Raw genomic sequence first — 17,840 nt, 5'->3', positions numbered from 1 at the left:
CGTCGAGAGCGACTGGGCAGGATGATGCTGTGTGTCACCTGAGTTGATCTTGAGCAGCGGTCTTCCACTGCATGGAGGCAATCTCAGTCAGGAAGCTCTTCGCCTCGGCCTGCAGCCGTCGCAGCTTCTCGATGCCAGCGCCTCGCTCGTGCCTTTTCGCCCACCTGGTGTGCTTCGGCGTCGCTTGAAGCAGGCGATTCGGGGCAGTGCTCTGCGTGACTATCCCGACCGTGAACAGCGTGAACTGCGACAGGCGATTGCCAGTTGCCATGGCCTCCAGAGGGAGGCCGTGCTGCCCGGTAATGGTGCTGCAGAACTGTTCACCTGGGCTGCTCGCGATGCTGCCTCATGTGGTGTCAGCGGTTTGCCAGAGCCTGGTTTTGCGGACTACCGCAGAGCTCTGGCTTGCTGGGGCGGTGCTGTGATCAGCCTGTCTCTCGAGCTGAGCTGGACTCGAACCTGGCCCAAGCCCTGGCCCTTTCCAGCAGACCTGGAACAGAGCTGTCAGGCGCTCTGGATCACCAACCCGCACAATCCAACCGGTCAGCTCTGGAGTCGCGCATCACTTGAGCCCCTTTTAGAGCGCCACTCCTTGGTGATCTGTGATGAGGCCTTTCTGCCGCTTGTGCCTGCCGGCGAAGCGCAATCGCTGATCCCTCTGGTGGAGAAGCATTCCAATCTCGTGGTCATCCGCAGCCTTACCAAGCTGTTGGCGATCGCTGGTCTTCGACTGGGCTACGCGGTGGCCTCGCCCGAGCGGCTATTGCGCTGGCAGCAATGGCGTGACCCCTGGCCGGTGAATGGCCTGGCGCTGGCTGCCGGCCAGGCCGTGATGGCCGATCAGGCGGGCATGGATCGCTGGCTACAACGGGTCCACGCCTGGGTGACCCATGAGGGGAGCTGGTTCCATCAGCAGCTCGATGATTTGCCTGGCTTCTCACCGCTCCCTTCATCCGCCAACTATCAGCTTCTGCGTGGAGAGGTTTCTCTGCTCGATCTGCGTGAGCGTGTGGCACGCCAAAGCGTGCTGCTGCGTGACTGCCGCTCGTTTGCAGGCCTGGGCGAGAACTGGCTGCGCATTGGACTGCAGGATCGACGCGGCAACCGGCGCATTCTCAAAGCTCTGAAGAAGGAACTCAGCTGACGCCTGGATCAGCACACCAGCTCCTGCAGCAGCGTGGCCAGTTGCTGGTCGGCGTCGCGTACCGCCAGTTGATGCATGGCCTGTTTCATGGCCGGCAGTGAAGCGTCAGCGGCTTCGTTGCTGCCAAGCCTTCGGCCGAGCAGACGCCAGAGCGTGTCGCGCAGGGCGGGATGGTTTGGGTCGTGCTGGTGCACGATCACAGAAGCACCCAGGGCTGCGGCACAGGCGGCATTGGCATCCTGATGTTGATCCGCTGCCTGCGGGAACGGCACGAGCACTGCAGGTGTGGCACACACCGCCAGTTCGCTGAGGCTGCCCGCTCCCGCTCTGCTGATCGCCAGATCCGCGTGTTGCAGCAGTCCCGGGATGTCATCACTGAAGGGTCTCTCCACCAGGGCGGCGTGCTCGATGCTGTTCACATCCGGGTCATTGCTGCCGGTCAGGTGCACCACCCGGCAGCCATGGCTGAGCAGCTCCGGCAGCAGCACCCGCACCATGCGGTTGAGCCCGAGGGCTCCCTGGCTGCCGCCGATCACCATGAGCAAAGGTCCCTGACCCTGCGGAACCCAGTCCGGCAGTGGCTGGGGTTGGAGAAAGGCATGCCGAACCGGTGTGCCGGTGACCACTGCCGTGCAACCTGGAATGCGGCTGACCGCCGCATCCAGGCCCACGGCCACGCGGGTGCAGAAGCGGCCCAGCAGCCGGGTGACCCGACCGGGAATGGCGTTGGATTCATGCAGCACCACAGGAACCCCGCACCAGCGGGCTCCCAGAATCGCCGGTGCAGCGATGTATCCCCCGGTGGTGAACACCGCATCGACCCGCTCTCTGCGGATCAGCCGGCGCACATCACGGCTGGCGGCCAGCAGCCGCAGCAGCTGGATCAGCTTGCGCAGCCCCCGGCCCTGCAGGCCTCCGGCTCTCACGGTCACCAGACCGTATTGCTCCGGAATCAGCTCGGTTTCCAGGCGGTCCGGAACACCCAGCCAGCGCACGCTCCATCCGGCCGGCAGCGCTTCAGCCACCGACAGCGCTGGAAACAGATGGCCGCCGGTGCCGCTGGCGGCGATGAGAAGCCGGGGCATGGAAGCCGTCCATGAAAACGCGGCCTAACTTAGTTCGACTGCTGAGGCTGATTCATGGTTCCGCTCTTGCGAGCCTCCCTGGCGACAGTGCTTTCCGCAGCTGCGGCGATCAGTGCTCTGCCTGCGCTGGCAGCCAGTGGTGATGGCACGGCACTCAGTGCACGTCTGCAGCAGGCTCTGAATTCAGACGATCGTGTTCAGGCCCTGTCGGGTTTGATGGCGCAGGATCAGGCAACGACCCTGATCGATCGCTTTCGTCGCTTCAGCATGCGTTTTCCAGAAACCCGCTGGGCGGTGAGGCCAGGCCAGCCTCTGGCCGATGGCCGTCCCACGGTGAAGCTGGCCGTAAGCGGCACGCGTCAGCAGGACGGCCTCAGCTACTCCTTCAAGGCCAAGCAGCGTCTGGCCCTCTCCACCGAAGCCGGACTGATCACGGATCAGGAGGTGCTCAGCGATCAGTCGGTGCTGACCAGCGCCAGCAAGCCCTTGCCGATCTCGCTGATGATCCCCGATACCGTGCTCACCGGCAGCCGCTACGACGTGGATGTGGTTGTCGATCAACCCCTTGGTAAGGCCTTGCTGGCCGGTGGTCTTACGCCGGTGACCGCCCAGCAGGTTCTCGTGCAGGAGAGCCCGGATGTTCAGCTTGAACCGCTCGGTGGTGGTGGGTTGTTCAAGTCGGTACAGGCACCTTTCCAGCCAGGTGTTCAGACCTGGGCGGCCCTGCTGGTGCACCCCGATGGAGTGATCACGGTGAGCAAACGCGTGCAGGTTGTCGACGACCGGGAGCAGCTCACTCCCTGAGCGGCTAAGGCTGGTGTGGGTTCGCCGCAAGACTGCGGCGCAGTGCCGACACATCCGCATCTCCGAGTCCAGCGTCCATCAGGGCCTGCTCCTGGGCGTGAACGGCTTCAGTGATCGGCAGCTTCAGGCCCGTCTGCAGAGCCGCATCGAGTGCAATGCCCAGATCCTTGTGATGCAAAGCCAGTTTGAAGCCGAGCGGATAGGCGTCGTTGAGCATGGCCTGGGACCGATGCTCCAGCGCCCAGGATCCGGCAGCCCCCTGGCGCAGCGCATCCACCACCTGCTCCATCGGCAGCTGCAGGTGCTGACCAAGGGCGATGGCCTCCGCCACCGCGGCGTAGCTGCCGGCCACCAGCACCTGGTTGACCGCTTTGACCTGCTGTCCGCTGCCCACGTCACCGAAATGGTGGATTGAGCCGCTGATCACCTCCAGTACTGGTCTTGCTGTCTCCACTGCCGCAGCCTCTCCGCCGCAGAGCACGGTGAGAGTGCCGGCCTTTGCTCCTTCCGTTCCACCGGTCACGGGAGCATCGACGTAGGCAATGCCTCGCTGTGCGAGACGTTCAGCCATCTTTCTGGCAGTGGACGGGCCGATGGTGGAGCAGTCGATCACCAGGCTGCCCTGCTCCAGTGCGGGCCCAGCGCCTTGCTCTCCCCACAGCACAGACTCCACGGCGGCATCGTCGCTGACGCAGAGCAGCAGTGCAGCGCAGCCATGCACCGCTGCCGCAGGACTGTCTGCGGCTGAGCTGCCTTCCAGGCTGGGATCGGATTCCGCTGCACGGCTGCGGGTGTGCACGCGAAGTCTGTAGCCCGCTGCCCGCAGGTTCACGGCCATGGGCAAGCCCAGAGCTCCGAGGCCGATGAAAGCCAGTCGGCTCTCCGGCCTGAGATCACATCCGGTCATGGTTTGAGGCCATCTGAGTCAGATCCTGGCCCGGCGGCGGCAGCACTCTGAGTGCGTTCACTGCTGATGGTCTTCATGGCGCTCACCAATCGCTGGCGACGGGTACTGCTGATTCCCTGCGTCGCCCTCACAGCCGCTGCCTTGCAGCAGAGCGGCGGATTCGCTGAAGCGGCTCCGGGTCGACGGATGTTTGAGTCGAATCTTTCCGACAGTCAGAAGCAGCAGCTGTTCCAGGCTCGCCGCAACTGGGGCCTGCGCAGCTACGACCGACGGCTCGCGTTGCTCAAGTCGGGTCGGAGCTGCCTTGAACGCGCCCAGACCCCTGAGGCCGGCAAGGCGTGCATGCAGCAACAGCGGCAGGCTCGCCGGCGTCTGAGGGAGGAGGGGCGACAGGTTGTGAATGCCGAGCGTCGCCGCATGGGGCTTACGTCTCTGCCCGAGTTCAGGAGGCAAGGCCGAGGGAGGAGTTGACGCTCCTCCTCTCGCCCAGATGCTGTTGAATCAGGCGGCGTCGAGAGCGGAGACGCCAGGCAGCACTTTGCCTTCCAGCAGCTCCAGGCTGGCACCGCCGCCGGTGGAGATGTGTGACATCTTCTCGGCCAGACCAGCCTTCTCCACGGCCGCAACCGAGTCGCCGCCGCCGATGATCGTGCAGCAGCCTTTGCTACTCAGCTCGGCCAGGGTGGTGGCGATTGCGTTGGTTCCGGCAGCGAACTTGTCGAACTCGAACACGCCCATGGGTCCGTTCCAGATCACGGTCTTGCAGTCGGCCAGTGCGTCTTGGAAGACTTTGATGGAATCAGGACCGATGTCCAGACCCATCCAGCCATCGGGAATCGCATTGATGTCAGCGATCTGGCTGTTGGCGTCGGGAGCGAAGTTGTCGGCCAGCACCACGTCGGTGGGCAGCAGCAGCTGCACACCCTTGGCCTTGGCCTTGGCCTCCAGCTCCTTGGCCAGCTCCAGCTTGTCTTCTTCCACCAGGCTCTTGCCCACTGACAAACCGCGTGCCTTGTAGAAGGTGAAGATCATGCCGCCGCCGATCAGCACCTTGTCGCACTTGTCGATCAGTGCTTCCAGCACGCCGATCTTGGAGCTCACCTTGGAGCCTCCCACGATCGCGGCCAAGGGACGCTTGGGATCGTCAACGGCACCCTGCAGATACTGCAGCTCCTTCTCCATCAGGAAGCCCGCCACGGAGGGCTTCAGGAACTTGGTCACGCCCTCGGTGGAGGCGTGAGCGCGGTGGGCGGCACCGAAGGCGTCGTTCACGTACACCTCAGCCAGTCCGGCCAGCTTCTCGGCGAAGCCGGATTCGTTCTTCTCTTCCTCCGCGAAGAAGCGCACGTTCTCCAGCAGAACCACATCGCCATCGTCCATGGCGTTCACCTTGGCCTCGGCATCGGGCCCGATGCAGCTGTCGGTTTTGGACACTGGTTTGCCCAGCAGTTCGCTCAGACGTGCTGCAACGGGCGTCAGACGCATGGAGTCGTTCACCTGCCCCTTGGGCCGTCCAAAATGAGCCGAGAGAATCACCTTGGCGCCTTTGTCGATCAGGTCCTTAACGGTGGGGAGTGCTGCACGGATGCGGGTGTCATCGGTGATCGTGCCGGCATCGTTCAGCGGTACGTTGAAATCGACCCGCACGAGAACACGTTTTCCGCTGAGGTCGGCGCCGGAGAGGCTGGCCAGGGAACGCTTCGCCATGGGGGTTGTGTGGTGCGGTAAGAAAACGGGGTGAGATTAACCCGAGTTCTGCAGGCCCGGCGCTAGGACTGGCTTAAGGGCTGAGACCGGAGGACGTTTGCATGTTCGAGACCGTGCTCTTTCCGATCGATCAGAGCCGTGAGGCTCTTGAGACCGCGGGCAAGGCCCTGGAGCTCGCCCGCACTCACGGCAGCCGAGTGCTGCTGCTGTCGGTGCTGCAGCCTGAGCGGCCTGAGATGCATGACCACGATGCGGTTGCCAGCTTGCTGAGCCGGACCCGTGAACGTTTTCAACAGTCGGGTGTGGCTTGCGAGCAGATCGAGCGCGAAGGCAAGCCTGCTTTCGTGATCTGCGATGTGGCGGATGAGTTGAATGTGGATGTGATCGTGATGGGAACCAGGGGCGTGAATTTGGAGACCGACAGCGGCAGCACAGCTGCACGGGTGATCCAGCTGGCTCCCTGCCCTGTGTTGGTGGTGCCGTGAGTTCACCACCGATTCAGTGGTACCCAGGCCACATCGCCAAGGCGGAACAGCAACTCCGTCGCAATCTCGACAAGGTGGATCTGGTGATCGAGGTGCGTGATGCACGCATCCCTATGGCCACCGGCCATCCCCACCTCAGCCGCTGGATCAAGGGCAAGCAGCATCTGCTGGTGATCAACCGGCGCGACATGGTCACAGTCGAGGCGCGAACCCTCTGGGAAGCCTGGTTCAAGGGCCAGGGCCAGCGAACGGTCTGGTGTGATGCCAAGGCCGGCACAGGTGTGAAGCAGGTGCAGCAGGCGGCGATTCGTGCCGGTGATCAGCTCAATGAACGGCGGCGTAACAGGGGCATGCGCCCCAGGCCTGTGCGGGCGCTCACCCTGGGTTTTCCCAATGTGGGGAAATCAGCCCTGATCAACCGGTTGGTGAGGCAGAAGGTGGTCGCCAGTGCCCGTCGAGCCGGGGTGACCCGCACGCTGCGCTGGGTGCGCCTTGGTCAGGACATCGACCTGCTTGATGCGCCGGGAGTGCTGCCCCCACGATTGGATGATCAGCAGGCCGCTTTGCATCTGGCCCTCTGTGATGACATCGGACAGGCCGCCTACGACGGTGAACTGGTTGCCCAGGCGTTTCTGCGGCTGCTGATGGGTCTGCAGAGGCAGCAGGCATCCGGCGTGGCGCTGGCGATGTTGGAAGGGCGTTACGGCACAGCCCTTAAGGGTGAGACCGCAGACCCGGCCCTCTGGCTTAAGGCCGTGGCCCTGCGCCATACCTCTGCAGACACGGCGCGCATGGCCCAGCGGCTGCTCGACGATTTCCGCAAGTCAGCTCTTGGAAGCATCGCTTTGGAGCTGCCGGCATGAGCTCTGCCCGGAGTCGCCCTTCGCTGCCGGAAGAGACCTTCACCGATGGGTTCGGTGAGGGCAAGGGGGAGTTGTTGTCGCTCATTTATCCCAAGCCTTTGCCGATGCGGCTCGACCGCTGGCTGGTCAGTCAGCGCACTGAGCAGAGTCGCGCGCGGATTCAGAAGTTCATTGATGCCGGATATGTGCGTGTGAACGGCAAGATCGGCAAGGCAAAGACGCCCTTGCGGTCGGGTGATGAGGTGCAGCTGTGGATGCCACCACCGGAGCCGTTGCCTTATCTGAAGCCTGAGCCGATGGATCTTGATGTGCTCTTCGAAGATGAGCACTTGATCGTGATCAACAAACCGGCTGGTCTCACCGTGCACCCTGCACCTGGTAACAAGGACGGCACACTGGTGAACGGTTTGCTGCATCACTGCCCCGACCTGCCCGGCATCAGCGGCAAGCTGCGCCCTGGAATCGTGCACCGGCTCGACAAGGACACCACCGGTTGCATCGTGATCGCCAAGAGCCAAGAGGCTCTGGTGCGACTGCAGATTCAGATCCAGAAACGCATCGCCTCACGCGAGTACCTGGCGGTGGTGCATGGTGTGCCTTCAGGAGACAGCGGCACGATTGTGGGAGCGATCGGTCGTCATCCTGTGGATCGCAAGAAATATGCGGTCGTCAGCGGCGACAACGGACGCCATGCCTGCACGCACTGGAGCCTTGAAGAGCGTCTCGGCGATTATTCGCTGCTGCGTTTCAAGCTGGATACCGGGCGGACCCATCAGATCCGTGTGCATTGCGCGCATATGAATCACCCGGTGGTGGGTGATCCCACCTACAGCCGTTGCCGCAAATTGCCTATTGAACTGCCAGGTCAGGCTCTACACGCCCTCCAGCTCGGTCTGGATCATCCAATCAGCCGCACACGAATGGTTTTTAAGGCGCCGCTTCCACCGGTGATGGAGAAATTGCTAATGGTGCTTCGTCGCAGAGCTTCACGCCACATCCTTTGAATGAATAAACGGTGACATAGCTTTCTGAGTGAAAAAAACATTGCAATCTGAAAACATTAAAGATATTAATTTTGCTTTTTCAAGCATTTTGAACTTTTCATGTCCAGATTTAAACCCTGTATTTGATTCAGCTATTGTTTAATAAAAGGTATTTAGGGCTTCAGCCAGATGCGACTCAGTTTGGCGTGGCTGCCGTCGTAATAGCTGCGTGCAATGGCGTCATTGATGTCACGTGAGCGTGGATCAAGGCTGAACTGATCCGAGATGGCGAAGGCCATGAACAAAGTCATCAGTTTGTCTGATGCAGCTGTCACCTTTGGTTCAGGGGGCATGGTTTTTAAGGTTGAGCGCATCGTCAGCATGTCATCAAGAATGGCTTCAGCCTTCCCCGCCTGTAGCAGCCCAACGCAGGTTTCCGCAATGTCACAATCCACTGTTTTTGCACCACTACTTTCCAAAATTGATGTCTGGATGTAGCCGGGAATTGCTGCAAATGTGCTGTTTTTTAGGATTTCAAAGTTTAGGTCTTCTATCTGATTGCCAGTACTCGCATTCGTTTCGCTGGTCGCGACTTTAAGAATGAATGATGTGAAATAGGCGGTGAGCAAAACCCTCGCGAACAGTGAGCCGATCGAAATCAACCGGGTTCGTGTTTGTTGAGTGTGATCTGTTGACAAAAGCAGAGTCTTTTGAAGAATGAACACCAGTTGATGTCTCTTCCGCTTGCTTGCAAGATCAGGTCTTTTGCGTTCTACGAACCAAACAGGTAGGGCGAAGATGCAGGCGATCAGAGCAAGGCCCAGGAAGATTAATAGCACCTCTTTTGATAATAAAATGCGCAGCATTTTGATAGCTGTTGGTTCCTTAGTGTCCAGGGCATAGATCTTCAGGTCGCTGCTGGCTGTTGGAAAAGAAAATCGGAATTGTTTGCTTCGATTTTCGTTGATCAGTACACCCGAAATAGCCAGATCGGCCTGGCTGGTCTTGATTGCTGTCAGCAGGTCTTCAAAACTGTCCGCTTTGCGAATGCGATATGGAATCTGACGTGTTTCAGCGATCATGCGCCAAAGATCGATCTCAAACCCTGCAGGAACACCTTTGCGGTTCACGGCGTAAGGCGGATTGGGAAACCAGATCACGTCCACAGGATCCTGAATATCCGTGATCTCGCTGTCGGCTTGGGAGGGTTGTTGGAGTCCACCCAGTGCGCAAATCCAGAGTGTGCCCAGGCCTAGCAGCAGGCTGGTTCCAAGGCGTCTCGACATCACTGGTCATATCGGACTGTTCTCCAGTCAAAACGACGGTGTGCAAAGCGCCGGCATTGCCTTTACCGGGGCTCTGAATCATCTTTTCATCCAGAAAAGATGATTCAGATGTTCTGGCTTGACTGTTAGGTCCCTGTTGCTCAGATCTGTGTGATCTGGCTTCCTGCTGCCAGCAGCATGGCTTCGCTCAGTGTTCCGTTGCGTTCCAGCTCCGTTCCGGCGAGCGCATTGAATCCCACTGTCATTGACTGACCAGCAGCGATGGATTCTCCCCAGTCTGCGCCTGATAGCTCGTAGCGGTAGAGGTCTTTCCCCAACTGCTCCGTCGTGACATCGACACCCCAGGATTCGCCGTAGAAGCTGTGGTTGCTGGTGAAACTCAGCGTCCAGCCGTCGATCTGTCGCTCACTTTGGTTGATAACCGTTACCTCGGCTGTGAAACCGCCCCACCAGAGATCCCCGTTTATATCGACCTCCAGTGCTGTGCCGATCAAGGGATCAGTTTCACCGGGTGCGCTGATGGCTTTTGCTGGCAGCTGCGCCGTAACGGCGACAGGTTGCTGTTCGGCCACTCCACCAAGACCTTCCAGGTTCTGTGCCAGCGGATCTCCCAGCGCCACGATTCCCTGGTAGTAGTTGATCACGGTCTGGTCAGAAACATCCAATGCCGGCCATTGAGGCCAGTCAAAGGTGTCATTCATGAACGGTTGACTCTGATCCCATCCCAAAACAGTGAGGTGATTGATGTCATGGGCAATCGCTACACCCTCGATGTCTAAAAATCCATGGGTGCGGCCATGCATCCAGCCTCCGTAGTGCGGCTCCATTTTCAGAGTGTTGATAAACACCTCCTGCAGACCGTTCTGTTCCAGATGTTTGGCAAACCCCTGATGGCCGAATTCTCGAACCATGTCCATGACGGTGACTGCGGATCCCTGCCGCGCCGTTCGCTGGATGTCCGCCAGAATCTGTGGGTCGTAGGCTTCGTCGGCAATCCAGCCCACCTTGGCCCCTTGCATGGCGTACCAGAGGCCGACTCCTTTGGTGTCATTACCCCAGGCCTGAGAGTTGTTGGTCAGGCCATTGGCGAAAGCCCACTCGCCGACAGTTTCGATGTCGACAGCCTCAAGTCCGCTGAAAGATCGCAGACCGTTGTAAGCCTCCATGGCTTCTGTTGTGATGGCCGTTCTGCCTCCGACCAGCTCATTGTGTTCTGAATTGTGATTGGAGCTGTGGAAGCTTCCCCAGCTGGTGATGTCGGTGTAAGTCCCCCTTGGAGGCGTGGAATGACTTATCGAATGCTGGTCGCTTTCCTCGCCCAGATGGTCGCTGGTGGCCATGGGCATCTCGCCAATGCTCTCGTTGGATGTTTTCTCCATGGCCATGGAGCTGTGGACGTCGGCTCTGGAACTGGAATCCGAGGTCACGCCCGTTTCAGCGATCAGCATCTGTTCCGTCAGGCTGCCTTCGCGCCCTAGGTCGGTTCCCTGGGATCCATTGAATCCGACTCTGACTGTTCCGCCGGCAGGAATACGGCTCCCCCAACCGCTTCCCGTGAGGGTGTAGCGAGTCAGCCCATTTCCCACGGATTCGCCGGCGAGGGCGACTCCCCAGGCACTGGGATCGAGCTGATGGGGACTGACGAAGCTGATCGTCCAGCCGTCAAGATCCTGGGTGCTGGTGTTGGTGATGGCCAGGTCAGCCGTGAAACCACCCCACCAGAGATCCCCATTGATCGTGGTCTGAAGTGACTCAGAGGGTGTCATGGGATGAATGTGATGTACGGAATCAGTTCAGCGACGGGATGTGATTCAGATCTATCTCCCAGTGGTCGGGATGTGTCCGAATCAATTCGTGTGGAAGCAGGTCGCTTTACCTCCTCCATTCACGTTTGAATCCGTTTAAGCGCCAATCCTGCAAATGGGTGGTTTTGGGGAGCGCGGATCAGGGAACCAGCCCAAGTCGTAATGCTGATGCCACGGCGCTAGCTCTGTTGCCGACATCCAGTCGCGTGAGAATCTCGCTGAGGTGATCGCGAGCGGTGTTGACAGAGATATGGAGCTGATCGGCAATTTGGCGGTTGCTCAATCCCTCAGCTACCAAAGTGAGAATTTCCAATTGGCGCTCGGAAAGCACTACCGCGGTGTCCGTTTCCGTACGGTCTGCAGGCATCAGTGAGGGATCAACGTAGTGAAGACCTCTTTTCATGGCGCTGTGAGCATTGATCAAGGCACCGTTTCGTCTCTCCACGCTCCGCTCAGCTAGGCACGCTTAAGTACTCAGCTTTCGCGCAAGCCGCAGATTGCTGCCACCCGGCCGGTTGATCAGCAGCAGGCCGAGATGTTCGTTGCTTAGTCGCTTGCAATCCCGAAGCAAATCCAGTCCGCTTCCATCACGGAGTTGTTCGGAGACCAGAAGCCAGTGAGGAGTATCGACGGTTTTGATGTAAGCCATCGCTTCCGCCCTGGAGTCGTGAAAGCGCCTGATTCTTGAGCTGTGCATTCCGAAAAGACGCAACATCTGCTCCACAGCAAAAAGATGTGGATACAGGCAGATGAGCAAATCCTGATCGTCGATGAGCGAGCGGATCCTGCGTGCTTTTTCAAAGTCGCTGGTGTCGAGTTTGTTTCGGGGCATGACTTCAACTCGGCAGCCGCGGGCATGCATCCACAAGTGTGCGGGTGATGTCGGCCTGCGGTTGATTCAGCAGCAGGTCACCGGGGCCTTCCTCGACCACGAGTCCCTTGTTGAGCACTATCAGGCGATGGCAGAAGCCACTGGCTACCGAAAGGTCATGGGTGATGAAAATCATGGCCAGCCCGAGATCCCGCTGCAGCTGCCGCAGCAGTGCCAGCACCTCCGCCTGGATTTCGGCATCGAGCATGCTCACGCTTTCATCGCAGATCAGCACCTTGGGCTTCAGCGCCAGTGATCGGGCGATGGCCACCCGTTGCTGCTGGCCGCCGGATAGCTGCCGGGGCAGGCGGTTCTGGTAACGCTCCGCCGGCCCAAGCCCCACGCGCTCCAGCAGCTGACGAGCCTGTTCCCTGGCTGCGCTGGGCTTGGCCAGATTGTGAATGAGCAGCGGGTCGGCGATGGCATCCACCACGGACATGGCTGGATTCAGACAGGCCAGAGGGTCCTGGAACACCATCTGAATGGTTCGCCGCACCTGACGCGCCCGACGTCCGCGAAGTCTGAGCAGATCGTGACCCAGGAGCTGAACCCGTCCGCCACGGACCGGGGTGAGTCCCATCAGGGCACGGCAGAGGGTGCTTTTACCGCAGCCCGAACCTCCCACCACTCCAAGGGTCTCGCCGGCTCGCAGCTCAAAGCTGATGCCATCCACCGCCTTCAGCCAGGTGGGATTCCAGGGTGGTCCACCCAGGTTGTGCCAGCAGCGCAGTTCCTGCACGGCCAGCACTGTGTCGGCTTCGGGGGTCTCAGGAGTGCTCCCCCCTTCCCTGGCTCTGGCGGCTGTCAGCAGCCGCTGGCCCACCCTTGAGCTGGGATAGGTCAGCACCACGTCGCTGCGGTTGATCTCAACAACGCGTCCGCCGTCAAGCACCGCCATGCGTTCACACCAGCGATTCGCCATCGCCAGATCGTGGGTGATCAGCAATAGGGCGCTGCCGAGCTCCTTGCACAGCTCCGTCAGCGCAGCCATCACCTGACCGGCCACAGCCACATCCAAGCTGGTGGTGGGTTCATCGGCGATCACAAGCGGAGGTCGCAGGGCGATGGCCAGGGCGATCGCCAGACGCTGGCGCATGCCGCCGCTGAATTCATGGGGGTAAGCGTGGAAGCGGGCGGCGCCGATGCCCACCTGTTCCAGCAGCTCTTCCGCTCTCCTGTGGCGATCGCCATCGCTCATCGATGGCCTGTGAGCTCGCAGGGTGTCAAGTAGATGACCACCCACGGTCATCAGGGGGTTCAGGCGTGTCATTGGATCCTGAAACACCAGACCCACCGACTCACCGCGCAGTGTCCTGAGATCGGCAAGCCGGAGGCCACGTGGATCGCGGCCGTTCAGGTTCAGACCACCTTCGCAGCTGCTTCCGGCAGGAAGCAGCTGCAGCGCTGCCCGGGCCACGGTGCTCTTACCGCAGCCTGATGGCCCCACCAGAGCCAGGCGTTCTCCAGGCTTCAGACAAAGATCAAGCCCATCGAGTGTCCAGGCCTGGCTTCCCGGGTAACGAAGCCGAAATTGCTCGAGCTCCAGGACCGTTCCTGGCGCGGTTGTCATGGCAATCGAAGCGCAGGTGCTCATGGCTACATACCATGGATTCACATGTCGGGTCGGATGCTCAACGCCACCTCCGAGACGGCCGCACTGCAGATCCGCAACGGATCCGCTGCACCGGCTTGCGGTCTGGTGGCTCTGAGAGATCGTCCAATCCGGTCCGCCGACGACTACGGCATCGATCTTCCCTTCTGGTTGCGTGAGTGCATCGATCACGTGCCTCCAGGGATCGGCCACAGCTGCCCCACCGATTCAGAGGCTCTGCTGGCGGCGGCGTTTGATTTCGCATTTCAGTTGCACGAGGGCCAGTTCCGCGCCAGCGGGGATCCCTACATCGTTCATCCGGTGGCGGTCGCCGACCTTCTCAGAGATATCGGTGCCAGCGCCAGTGTGATCGCTGCAGGCTTCCTGCACGATGTGGTGGAGGACACCGACGTGACTCCGGAGCAACTGGAGAGTCATTTCGGCCCGGAAGTCCGTGAACTTGTGGAGGGTGTCACCAAGCTCGGGGGCCTTCATTTCACCAATCGCACCGAGGCTCAGGCTGAAAACCTGCGCAAGATGTTCCTGGCGATGGCCAGCGACATTCGTGTGGTGCTGGTGAAGCTTGCAGACCGGTTGCACAACATGCGCACGCTTGGGGCGCTTCGCGAGGAAAAAAGGCAGCGCATCGCCCGAGAGACGCGGGAGATTTACGCGCCTCTCGCCAACAGGCTTGGCATCGGCCGCTTCAAGTGGGAGCTGGAGGATCTGTCCTTCAAATTGCTCGAGCCGGATGCTTTCCGGGAGATTCAGCAGGAGGTGGCGACCAAGCGCAGCGAGCGGGAGGAGCGTCTGGGTGTCACGGTTCAGCTGCTCAGTGATCGTCTCGCGGCGGTCGGGCTTGAAAACTGTGAAGTGAGCGGTCGGCCCAAGCACCTCTTCGGCATCTGGACAAAGATGCAGAGGCAGCAGAAAGCCTTCCACGAGATCTACGACGTGGCGGCTTTGAGGATCCTCACCCCCAGTGTTGAGGCCTGTTACCGGGCTCTGGCAGTGGTTCACGACACCTTCAGGCCCATTCCCGGCCGCTTCAAGGACTACATCGGTCTGCCCAAACCCAACGGCTATCAGTCGTTGCATACGGCCGTGATCGGACGCCATCGTCCGATCGAGGTGCAGATCCGCACCCTGGACATGCACCGGGTGGCTGAATTCGGCATCGCCGCGCACTGGAAATACAAGGAGGGTGGTTCACCAGCAGCCGGTGGCGATACCGAACGCTTCGACTGGTTGCGGCAGCTCGTTGACTGGCAGCAGGAAGGAGGAGCAGACGACCACAACGACTATCTCGCCTCGATCAAGGAAGATCTCTTCGATGAAGAGGTGTTCGTGTTCACACCCAAAGGCGATGTTCTGGGTCTGCGCAAGGGGTCCACGGCAGTGGATTTTGCTTATCGCATCCACTCGGAGGTCGGCAATCACTGCCATGGAGTGCGCATCAACGACCGTCTATCACCTCTGTCAACACCGCTTCAGAACGGTGACTTTGTCAATGTGCTCACGAGCAAAACGGCTCATCCCAGCCTCGACTGGCTCAACTTCGTGGCGACGCCCACGGCCCGCAATCGCATCCGTCAGTGGTACAAGCGCAGCCATCGCGCCGAAACCATCGAGCGTGGCAAGGATCTGCTCGAACGGGAGCTCGGCCGCAGCGGTTTCGACTCCCTGCTCAGCAGTGATGCGATGACGCGTGTGGCGGAGCGATGCAACCTGTTGAGTACGGAAGATCTGCTTGCAGCTCTTGGTTTCGGAGCCGTCACCCTGCATCAGGTGCTCAACCGGCTGAGAGAGGAGATCCGCCTTCAGGCCACCATTGAGGAACCGCCGCTCAGCAATGAGGATGTGGCTCGCCAGCTGGTGCAGCAGGCCGAAACCGGCACCCCCCGCTCCAGCCATGAGCAACAGGATCCGATCCTTGGTGTGGAGGGGCTCGACTACCGCCTGGGTGGGTGTTGTAGTCCCCTGCCCGGCGAGCTGATCCTCGGCACCGTCGCGCTTGGCAACCATGGCATCACCGTGCACCGACAGGATTGCTCCAATGTGGAGGCGATTCCGAGTGAACGCCGACTTCCCGTGCGCTGGAATCCGACCCTTGAGACCCGAGGCCAGCGATTCCCAGCCCAGCTTCGCATCGAGGTGATCGATCGCGTCGGCATTCTCAAGGACATCCTGATGCGACTCTCTGATGGACGGATCAACGTCAGTGATGCTCGCGTGAAGACTTGTCATGGCAAGCCTGCACGCATTGATCTTCGCCTCGAGCTGGCCAGTGCCGAGCAGCTGCAGCGCACCATGCATCAGATCCGTTCGATGGCCGATGTGATCGATATTGCCCGCAGCAGTGGTACCTGAACTAGGGCTTTTGGATCCGCATCGTCAGTGGCGGCGTTGTTGCCGCCGCAGCCAGTTCAGACTCAGCCACCAGCCCAGCGCCGCACAGACAGTGCCGGTGATGCTGGATCCCAGCATCAGGCGACTGATCACGCTCCAGCCCATCTGGCTGATGTCATCCCTGTGAAGCGCATCAAATCCTGGCCATTGGCGCCCTTGACCGAGCAGCAGAGACCCCACCCGGTAGTTGAACCAGTACAGCGGCACATAGGTGAAGGGATTACTGATCCAGGTGCCGGCGGCCGCCAGCAAGTGGTTCCCTCGCACCACGCTGGCCATGCCGATGCCCACCAGTGTCTGCAAGCCGAAGATCGGAAAGCAGCCGCAGAAGATGCCGGCTGCCAGTCCCCGGGCGCGTTGTCCCGGGGTGCCTTCCTGCTGCCAGAGCCACTGCAGACCTCCCTGCAGGCGTCGTTGTGCCTTTCGCAGCATCCGGCCCATGGCGGTGTCGGCGGTTCTCGGATGGTGTTGAAGGATGTGATCGTAGGGAGTGGGGGAGGGCCTGTTGCGGCGCTGCGATGCAGGAGAGCAACCTGGTGAGTGAAACGATCGCTGCAGTGGCCACGGCGGTGGCACCCGGCCAGGGCGGCATCGCTGTGATTCGCCTGTCAGGCCCTGACGCTCAGCGCGCCGTGCGCGCCATCACGTCTTTCCCGGGCGCTCAGCCATGGGAGAGCCACCGGGTGCTTTACGGCCACGTGATGGCGGCCGATTGCCTTGAGCGACTTGATGAGGTGCTGGTGCTGTTGATGCAGGCGCCACGCAGTTTCACTGCCGAGGATGTGGTGGAAATCCATTGCCATGGGGGCGTGATGGCAGTCCAGCGGGTTCTGTCCCGTGTACTCGAGCAGCCCGGGGTTCGCCGTGCATTGCCAGGTGAGTTCAGTCAGAGAGCGGTGCTGAACGGACGCCTTGACCTCACGCGTGCCGAGGCGATCGGCGATCTGGTGGCTGCCCGCAGTCAGCGCGCTGCACAGCTGGCCATGGCAGGAGTGGATGGAGGCATCCAGCGCCGGATCGAGGGGTTGCGGGAATGTCTGCTCGATCAGCTCAGCGAGCTGGAGGCCAGGGTCGACTTTGAGGATGATCTGCCCGCCCTGGATGGCCAGGCGCTGCTGATGGTGCTGCAGTCGGTGCGCGACGAGCTGCTGCAACTGATTGCCGATGGAGAACGCAGCGCCGCCCTGCATCAGGGGCTGCGGGTGGCTCTCGTCGGAAGGCCCAACGTCGGCAAGAGCTCATTGCTGAACCGGTTGAGTCGCAGGGAGCGAGCCATCGTGACCGATCTGCCCGGAACGACGCGAGATCTGCTGGAAAGCGAGATCGTGCTGGAGGGTGTACCGATCACGCTTCTCGACACCGCCGGTATCCGCAGCACCACCGATGCGGTGGAGCAGCTGGGGATCGCGCGCAGTCATGACGCCCTGGCCAGTGCCGATCTGGTTGTGTTGCTGTTTGATCTCACCGATGGATGGACGGAGGACGATCAGGCTCTGCGCCGGCAGATTCCTGCTGAAGTCCCTTATCTGCTGGTGGGAAATAAGGCTGATCTCAGTGATGCCGAGGCGGCTGCCGATGTGCATCTGTCGGCGGTCACTGGGGCGGGGGAAGCAGAGCTGGTGCAGGCTCTGCTGGAGCGTTGCGGAGCCCTCTCCGATGGCTCCCTGCTGCTGGCGCTGAACCAGAGACAGATTGACCTGGCCAGGGCGGCGGCCGCTGCTCTGCAGCGCAGCGAGCAGGTAGCCGCCGATGGCCTGCCCTGGGATTTCTGGACGATCGATCTGCGTCAGGCCATCCACAGCCTTGGAGAGATCACCGGGGAAGAGCTCACGGAATCGGTGCTGGATCGCATTTTTTCCCGCTTCTGCATCGGCAAGTGACCGGCTGTGACTCTTGTCTG

General features: G+C 60.7%; 17 protein-coding genes. 8 read left to right on the top strand and 9 right to left on the bottom strand.

Annotated features, from left to right (window positions below; genetic code table 11):
* Positions 1-49: 49 nt before the first annotated feature.
* Positions 50-1,144, top strand: a complete 1,095-nt coding sequence (locus SIB56_RS10530; RefSeq protein ID WP_413323890.1) for a pyridoxal phosphate-dependent aminotransferase — start codon at positions 50-52, stop codon at positions 1,142-1,144.
* An 8-nt stretch (positions 1,145-1,152) separates the two neighbouring features.
* On the opposite strand, the gene SIB56_RS10525 is transcribed toward SIB56_RS10530, so the two are convergent.
* The gene (locus tag SIB56_RS10525) at positions 1,153-2,229 is read right to left on the bottom strand and encodes a UDP-N-acetylglucosamine--N-acetylmuramyl-(pentapeptide) pyrophosphoryl-undecaprenol N-acetylglucosamine transferase (RefSeq protein ID WP_413323889.1); all 1,077 of its coding nucleotides are present in this window, start codon (positions 2,227-2,229) and stop codon (positions 1,153-1,155) included.
* A gap of 54 nt (positions 2,230-2,283) precedes the next feature.
* On the opposite strand from SIB56_RS10525, the gene SIB56_RS10520 reads away from it, so the two are divergent.
* On the top strand, positions 2,284-3,033 hold the full coding sequence (locus SIB56_RS10520; RefSeq protein WP_413323888.1) for a hypothetical protein: 750 nt from the start codon (positions 2,284-2,286) through the stop codon (positions 3,031-3,033).
* 4 nt (positions 3,034-3,037) lie between these two features.
* On the opposite strand, the gene SIB56_RS10515 is transcribed toward SIB56_RS10520, so the two are convergent.
* Positions 3,038-3,940, bottom strand: a complete 903-nt coding sequence (locus tag SIB56_RS10515) for an NAD(P)-dependent oxidoreductase (protein ID WP_413323887.1) — start codon at positions 3,938-3,940, stop codon at positions 3,038-3,040.
* Between the two features lie 51 nt (positions 3,941-3,991).
* On the opposite strand from SIB56_RS10515, the gene SIB56_RS10510 reads away from it, so the two are divergent.
* Positions 3,992-4,411 carry a hypothetical protein gene (locus tag SIB56_RS10510; RefSeq protein ID WP_413323886.1) on the top strand — a complete coding sequence of 140 codons (420 nt, stop codon included), beginning with the start codon at positions 3,992-3,994 and terminating at the stop codon, positions 4,409-4,411.
* Between the two features lie 30 nt (positions 4,412-4,441).
* Here SIB56_RS10510 and SIB56_RS10505 read toward each other — a convergent pair whose 3' ends face one another.
* On the bottom strand, positions 4,442-5,647 hold the full coding sequence (locus SIB56_RS10505) for a phosphoglycerate kinase (RefSeq protein WP_413323885.1): 1,206 nt from the start codon (positions 5,645-5,647) through the stop codon (positions 4,442-4,444).
* Between the two features lie 101 nt (positions 5,648-5,748).
* Between SIB56_RS10505 and SIB56_RS10500 the strand changes: the two genes are divergently transcribed.
* The 3 genes from SIB56_RS10500 to SIB56_RS10490 are packed head-to-tail and all read left to right on the top strand — an operon-like array spanning position 5,749 to position 7,999.
* Complete coding sequence (locus tag SIB56_RS10500) at positions 5,749-6,132, top strand: universal stress protein (protein ID WP_413323884.1); 384 nt, start codon at positions 5,749-5,751, stop codon at positions 6,130-6,132.
* Entirely contained in the window at positions 6,129-6,995 is an 867-nt protein-coding gene (gene ylqF, locus SIB56_RS10495) for a ribosome biogenesis GTPase YlqF (RefSeq protein WP_413323883.1), read from the top strand. The genes SIB56_RS10500 and ylqF overlap by 4 nt, the downstream gene beginning before the upstream one ends.
* Entirely contained in the window at positions 6,992-7,999 is a 1,008-nt protein-coding gene (locus SIB56_RS10490; protein ID WP_413323882.1) for an RluA family pseudouridine synthase, read from the top strand. The genes ylqF and SIB56_RS10490 overlap by 4 nt, the downstream gene beginning before the upstream one ends.
* 152 nt (positions 8,000-8,151) lie before the next feature.
* Here SIB56_RS10490 and SIB56_RS10485 read toward each other — a convergent pair whose 3' ends face one another.
* The 5 genes from SIB56_RS10485 to SIB56_RS10465 all read right to left on the bottom strand — a co-directional run bounded on the left by SIB56_RS10485 (position 8,152) and on the right by SIB56_RS10465 (position 13,510).
* Entirely contained in the window at positions 8,152-9,264 is a 1,113-nt protein-coding gene (locus SIB56_RS10485) for a transporter substrate-binding domain-containing protein (protein WP_413323881.1), read from the bottom strand.
* A 140-nt stretch (positions 9,265-9,404) separates the two neighbouring features.
* The gene (locus tag SIB56_RS10480) at positions 9,405-11,030 is read right to left on the bottom strand and encodes a cellulose binding domain-containing protein (RefSeq protein WP_413323880.1); all 1,626 of its coding nucleotides are present in this window, start codon (positions 11,028-11,030) and stop codon (positions 9,405-9,407) included.
* A 178-nt stretch (positions 11,031-11,208) separates the two neighbouring features.
* Entirely contained in the window at positions 11,209-11,472 is a 264-nt protein-coding gene (locus tag SIB56_RS10475; RefSeq protein ID WP_413323879.1) for a helix-turn-helix domain-containing protein, read from the bottom strand.
* 63 nt (positions 11,473-11,535) lie between these two features.
* Positions 11,536-11,901 carry a hypothetical protein gene (locus SIB56_RS10470; protein WP_413323878.1) on the bottom strand — a complete coding sequence of 122 codons (366 nt, stop codon included), beginning with the start codon at positions 11,899-11,901 and terminating at the stop codon, positions 11,536-11,538.
* A gap of 4 nt (positions 11,902-11,905) precedes the next feature.
* Complete coding sequence (locus SIB56_RS10465) at positions 11,906-13,510, bottom strand: ABC transporter ATP-binding protein (RefSeq protein WP_413323877.1); 1,605 nt, start codon at positions 13,508-13,510, stop codon at positions 11,906-11,908.
* A gap of 57 nt (positions 13,511-13,567) precedes the next feature.
* Here SIB56_RS10465 and SIB56_RS10460 point away from each other — a divergent pair, with 57 nt between their 5' ends.
* Complete coding sequence (locus tag SIB56_RS10460; protein ID WP_413323876.1) at positions 13,568-15,901, top strand: RelA/SpoT family protein; 2,334 nt, start codon at positions 13,568-13,570, stop codon at positions 15,899-15,901.
* Between the two features lie 24 nt (positions 15,902-15,925).
* On the opposite strand, the gene SIB56_RS10455 is transcribed toward SIB56_RS10460, so the two are convergent.
* Positions 15,926-16,381: a DUF2062 domain-containing protein gene (locus tag SIB56_RS10455; protein WP_413323875.1), complete on the bottom strand. Its 456-nt coding sequence runs from the start codon at positions 16,379-16,381 to the stop codon at positions 15,926-15,928.
* A gap of 77 nt (positions 16,382-16,458) precedes the next feature.
* Between SIB56_RS10455 and mnmE the strand changes: the two genes are divergently transcribed.
* Positions 16,459-17,820, top strand: coding sequence for a tRNA uridine-5-carboxymethylaminomethyl(34) synthesis GTPase MnmE (gene mnmE / locus SIB56_RS10450; RefSeq protein ID WP_413323874.1), 1,362 nt, complete (start codon positions 16,459-16,461; stop codon positions 17,818-17,820).
* Positions 17,821-17,840 lie beyond the last annotated feature (20 nt).

The organism is Synechococcus sp. MIT S9503, from assembly GCF_047304175.1.
Taxonomy (GTDB): Bacteria; Cyanobacteriota; Cyanobacteriia; order PCC-6307; family Cyanobiaceae; genus Synechococcus_C.
Note: the sequence above shows the minus strand (reverse complement) of the source record. Positions and strands in the feature narration are given on the sequence as shown.

Coding starts and splice junctions, on each gene's coding strand:
- SIB56_RS10525 (WP_413323889.1), bottom strand. CDS start 2,229: ATGCCCCGGCTTCTCATCGCCGCCAGCGGCACCGGCGGCCATCTGTTT.
- SIB56_RS10520 (WP_413323888.1), top strand. CDS start 2,284: ATGGTTCCGCTCTTGCGAGCCTCCCTGGCGACAGTGCTTTCCGCAGCT.
- SIB56_RS10515 (WP_413323887.1), bottom strand. CDS start 3,940: ATGACCGGATGTGATCTCAGGCCGGAGAGCCGACTGGCTTTCATCGGC.
- SIB56_RS10505 (WP_413323885.1), bottom strand. CDS start 5,647: ATGGCGAAGCGTTCCCTGGCCAGCCTCTCCGGCGCCGACCTCAGCGGA.
- SIB56_RS10500 (WP_413323884.1), top strand. CDS start 5,749: ATGTTCGAGACCGTGCTCTTTCCGATCGATCAGAGCCGTGAGGCTCTT.
- SIB56_RS10490 (WP_413323882.1), top strand. CDS start 6,992: ATGAGCTCTGCCCGGAGTCGCCCTTCGCTGCCGGAAGAGACCTTCACC.
- SIB56_RS10485 (WP_413323881.1), bottom strand. CDS start 9,264: ATGTCGAGACGCCTTGGAACCAGCCTGCTGCTAGGCCTGGGCACACTC.
- SIB56_RS10480 (WP_413323880.1), bottom strand. CDS start 11,030: ATGACACCCTCTGAGTCACTTCAGACCACGATCAATGGGGATCTCTGG.
- SIB56_RS10475 (WP_413323879.1), bottom strand. CDS start 11,472: ATGAAAAGAGGTCTTCACTACGTTGATCCCTCACTGATGCCTGCAGAC.
- SIB56_RS10470 (WP_413323878.1), bottom strand. CDS start 11,901: ATGCCCCGAAACAAACTCGACACCAGCGACTTTGAAAAAGCACGCAGG.
- SIB56_RS10465 (WP_413323877.1), bottom strand. CDS start 13,510: ATGACAACCGCGCCAGGAACGGTCCTGGAGCTCGAGCAATTTCGGCTT.
- SIB56_RS10460 (WP_413323876.1), top strand. CDS start 13,568: ATGCTCAACGCCACCTCCGAGACGGCCGCACTGCAGATCCGCAACGGA.
- SIB56_RS10455 (WP_413323875.1), bottom strand. CDS start 16,381: ATGGGCCGGATGCTGCGAAAGGCACAACGACGCCTGCAGGGAGGTCTG.
- mnmE (WP_413323874.1), top strand. CDS start 16,459: ATGCAGGAGAGCAACCTGGTGAGTGAAACGATCGCTGCAGTGGCCACG.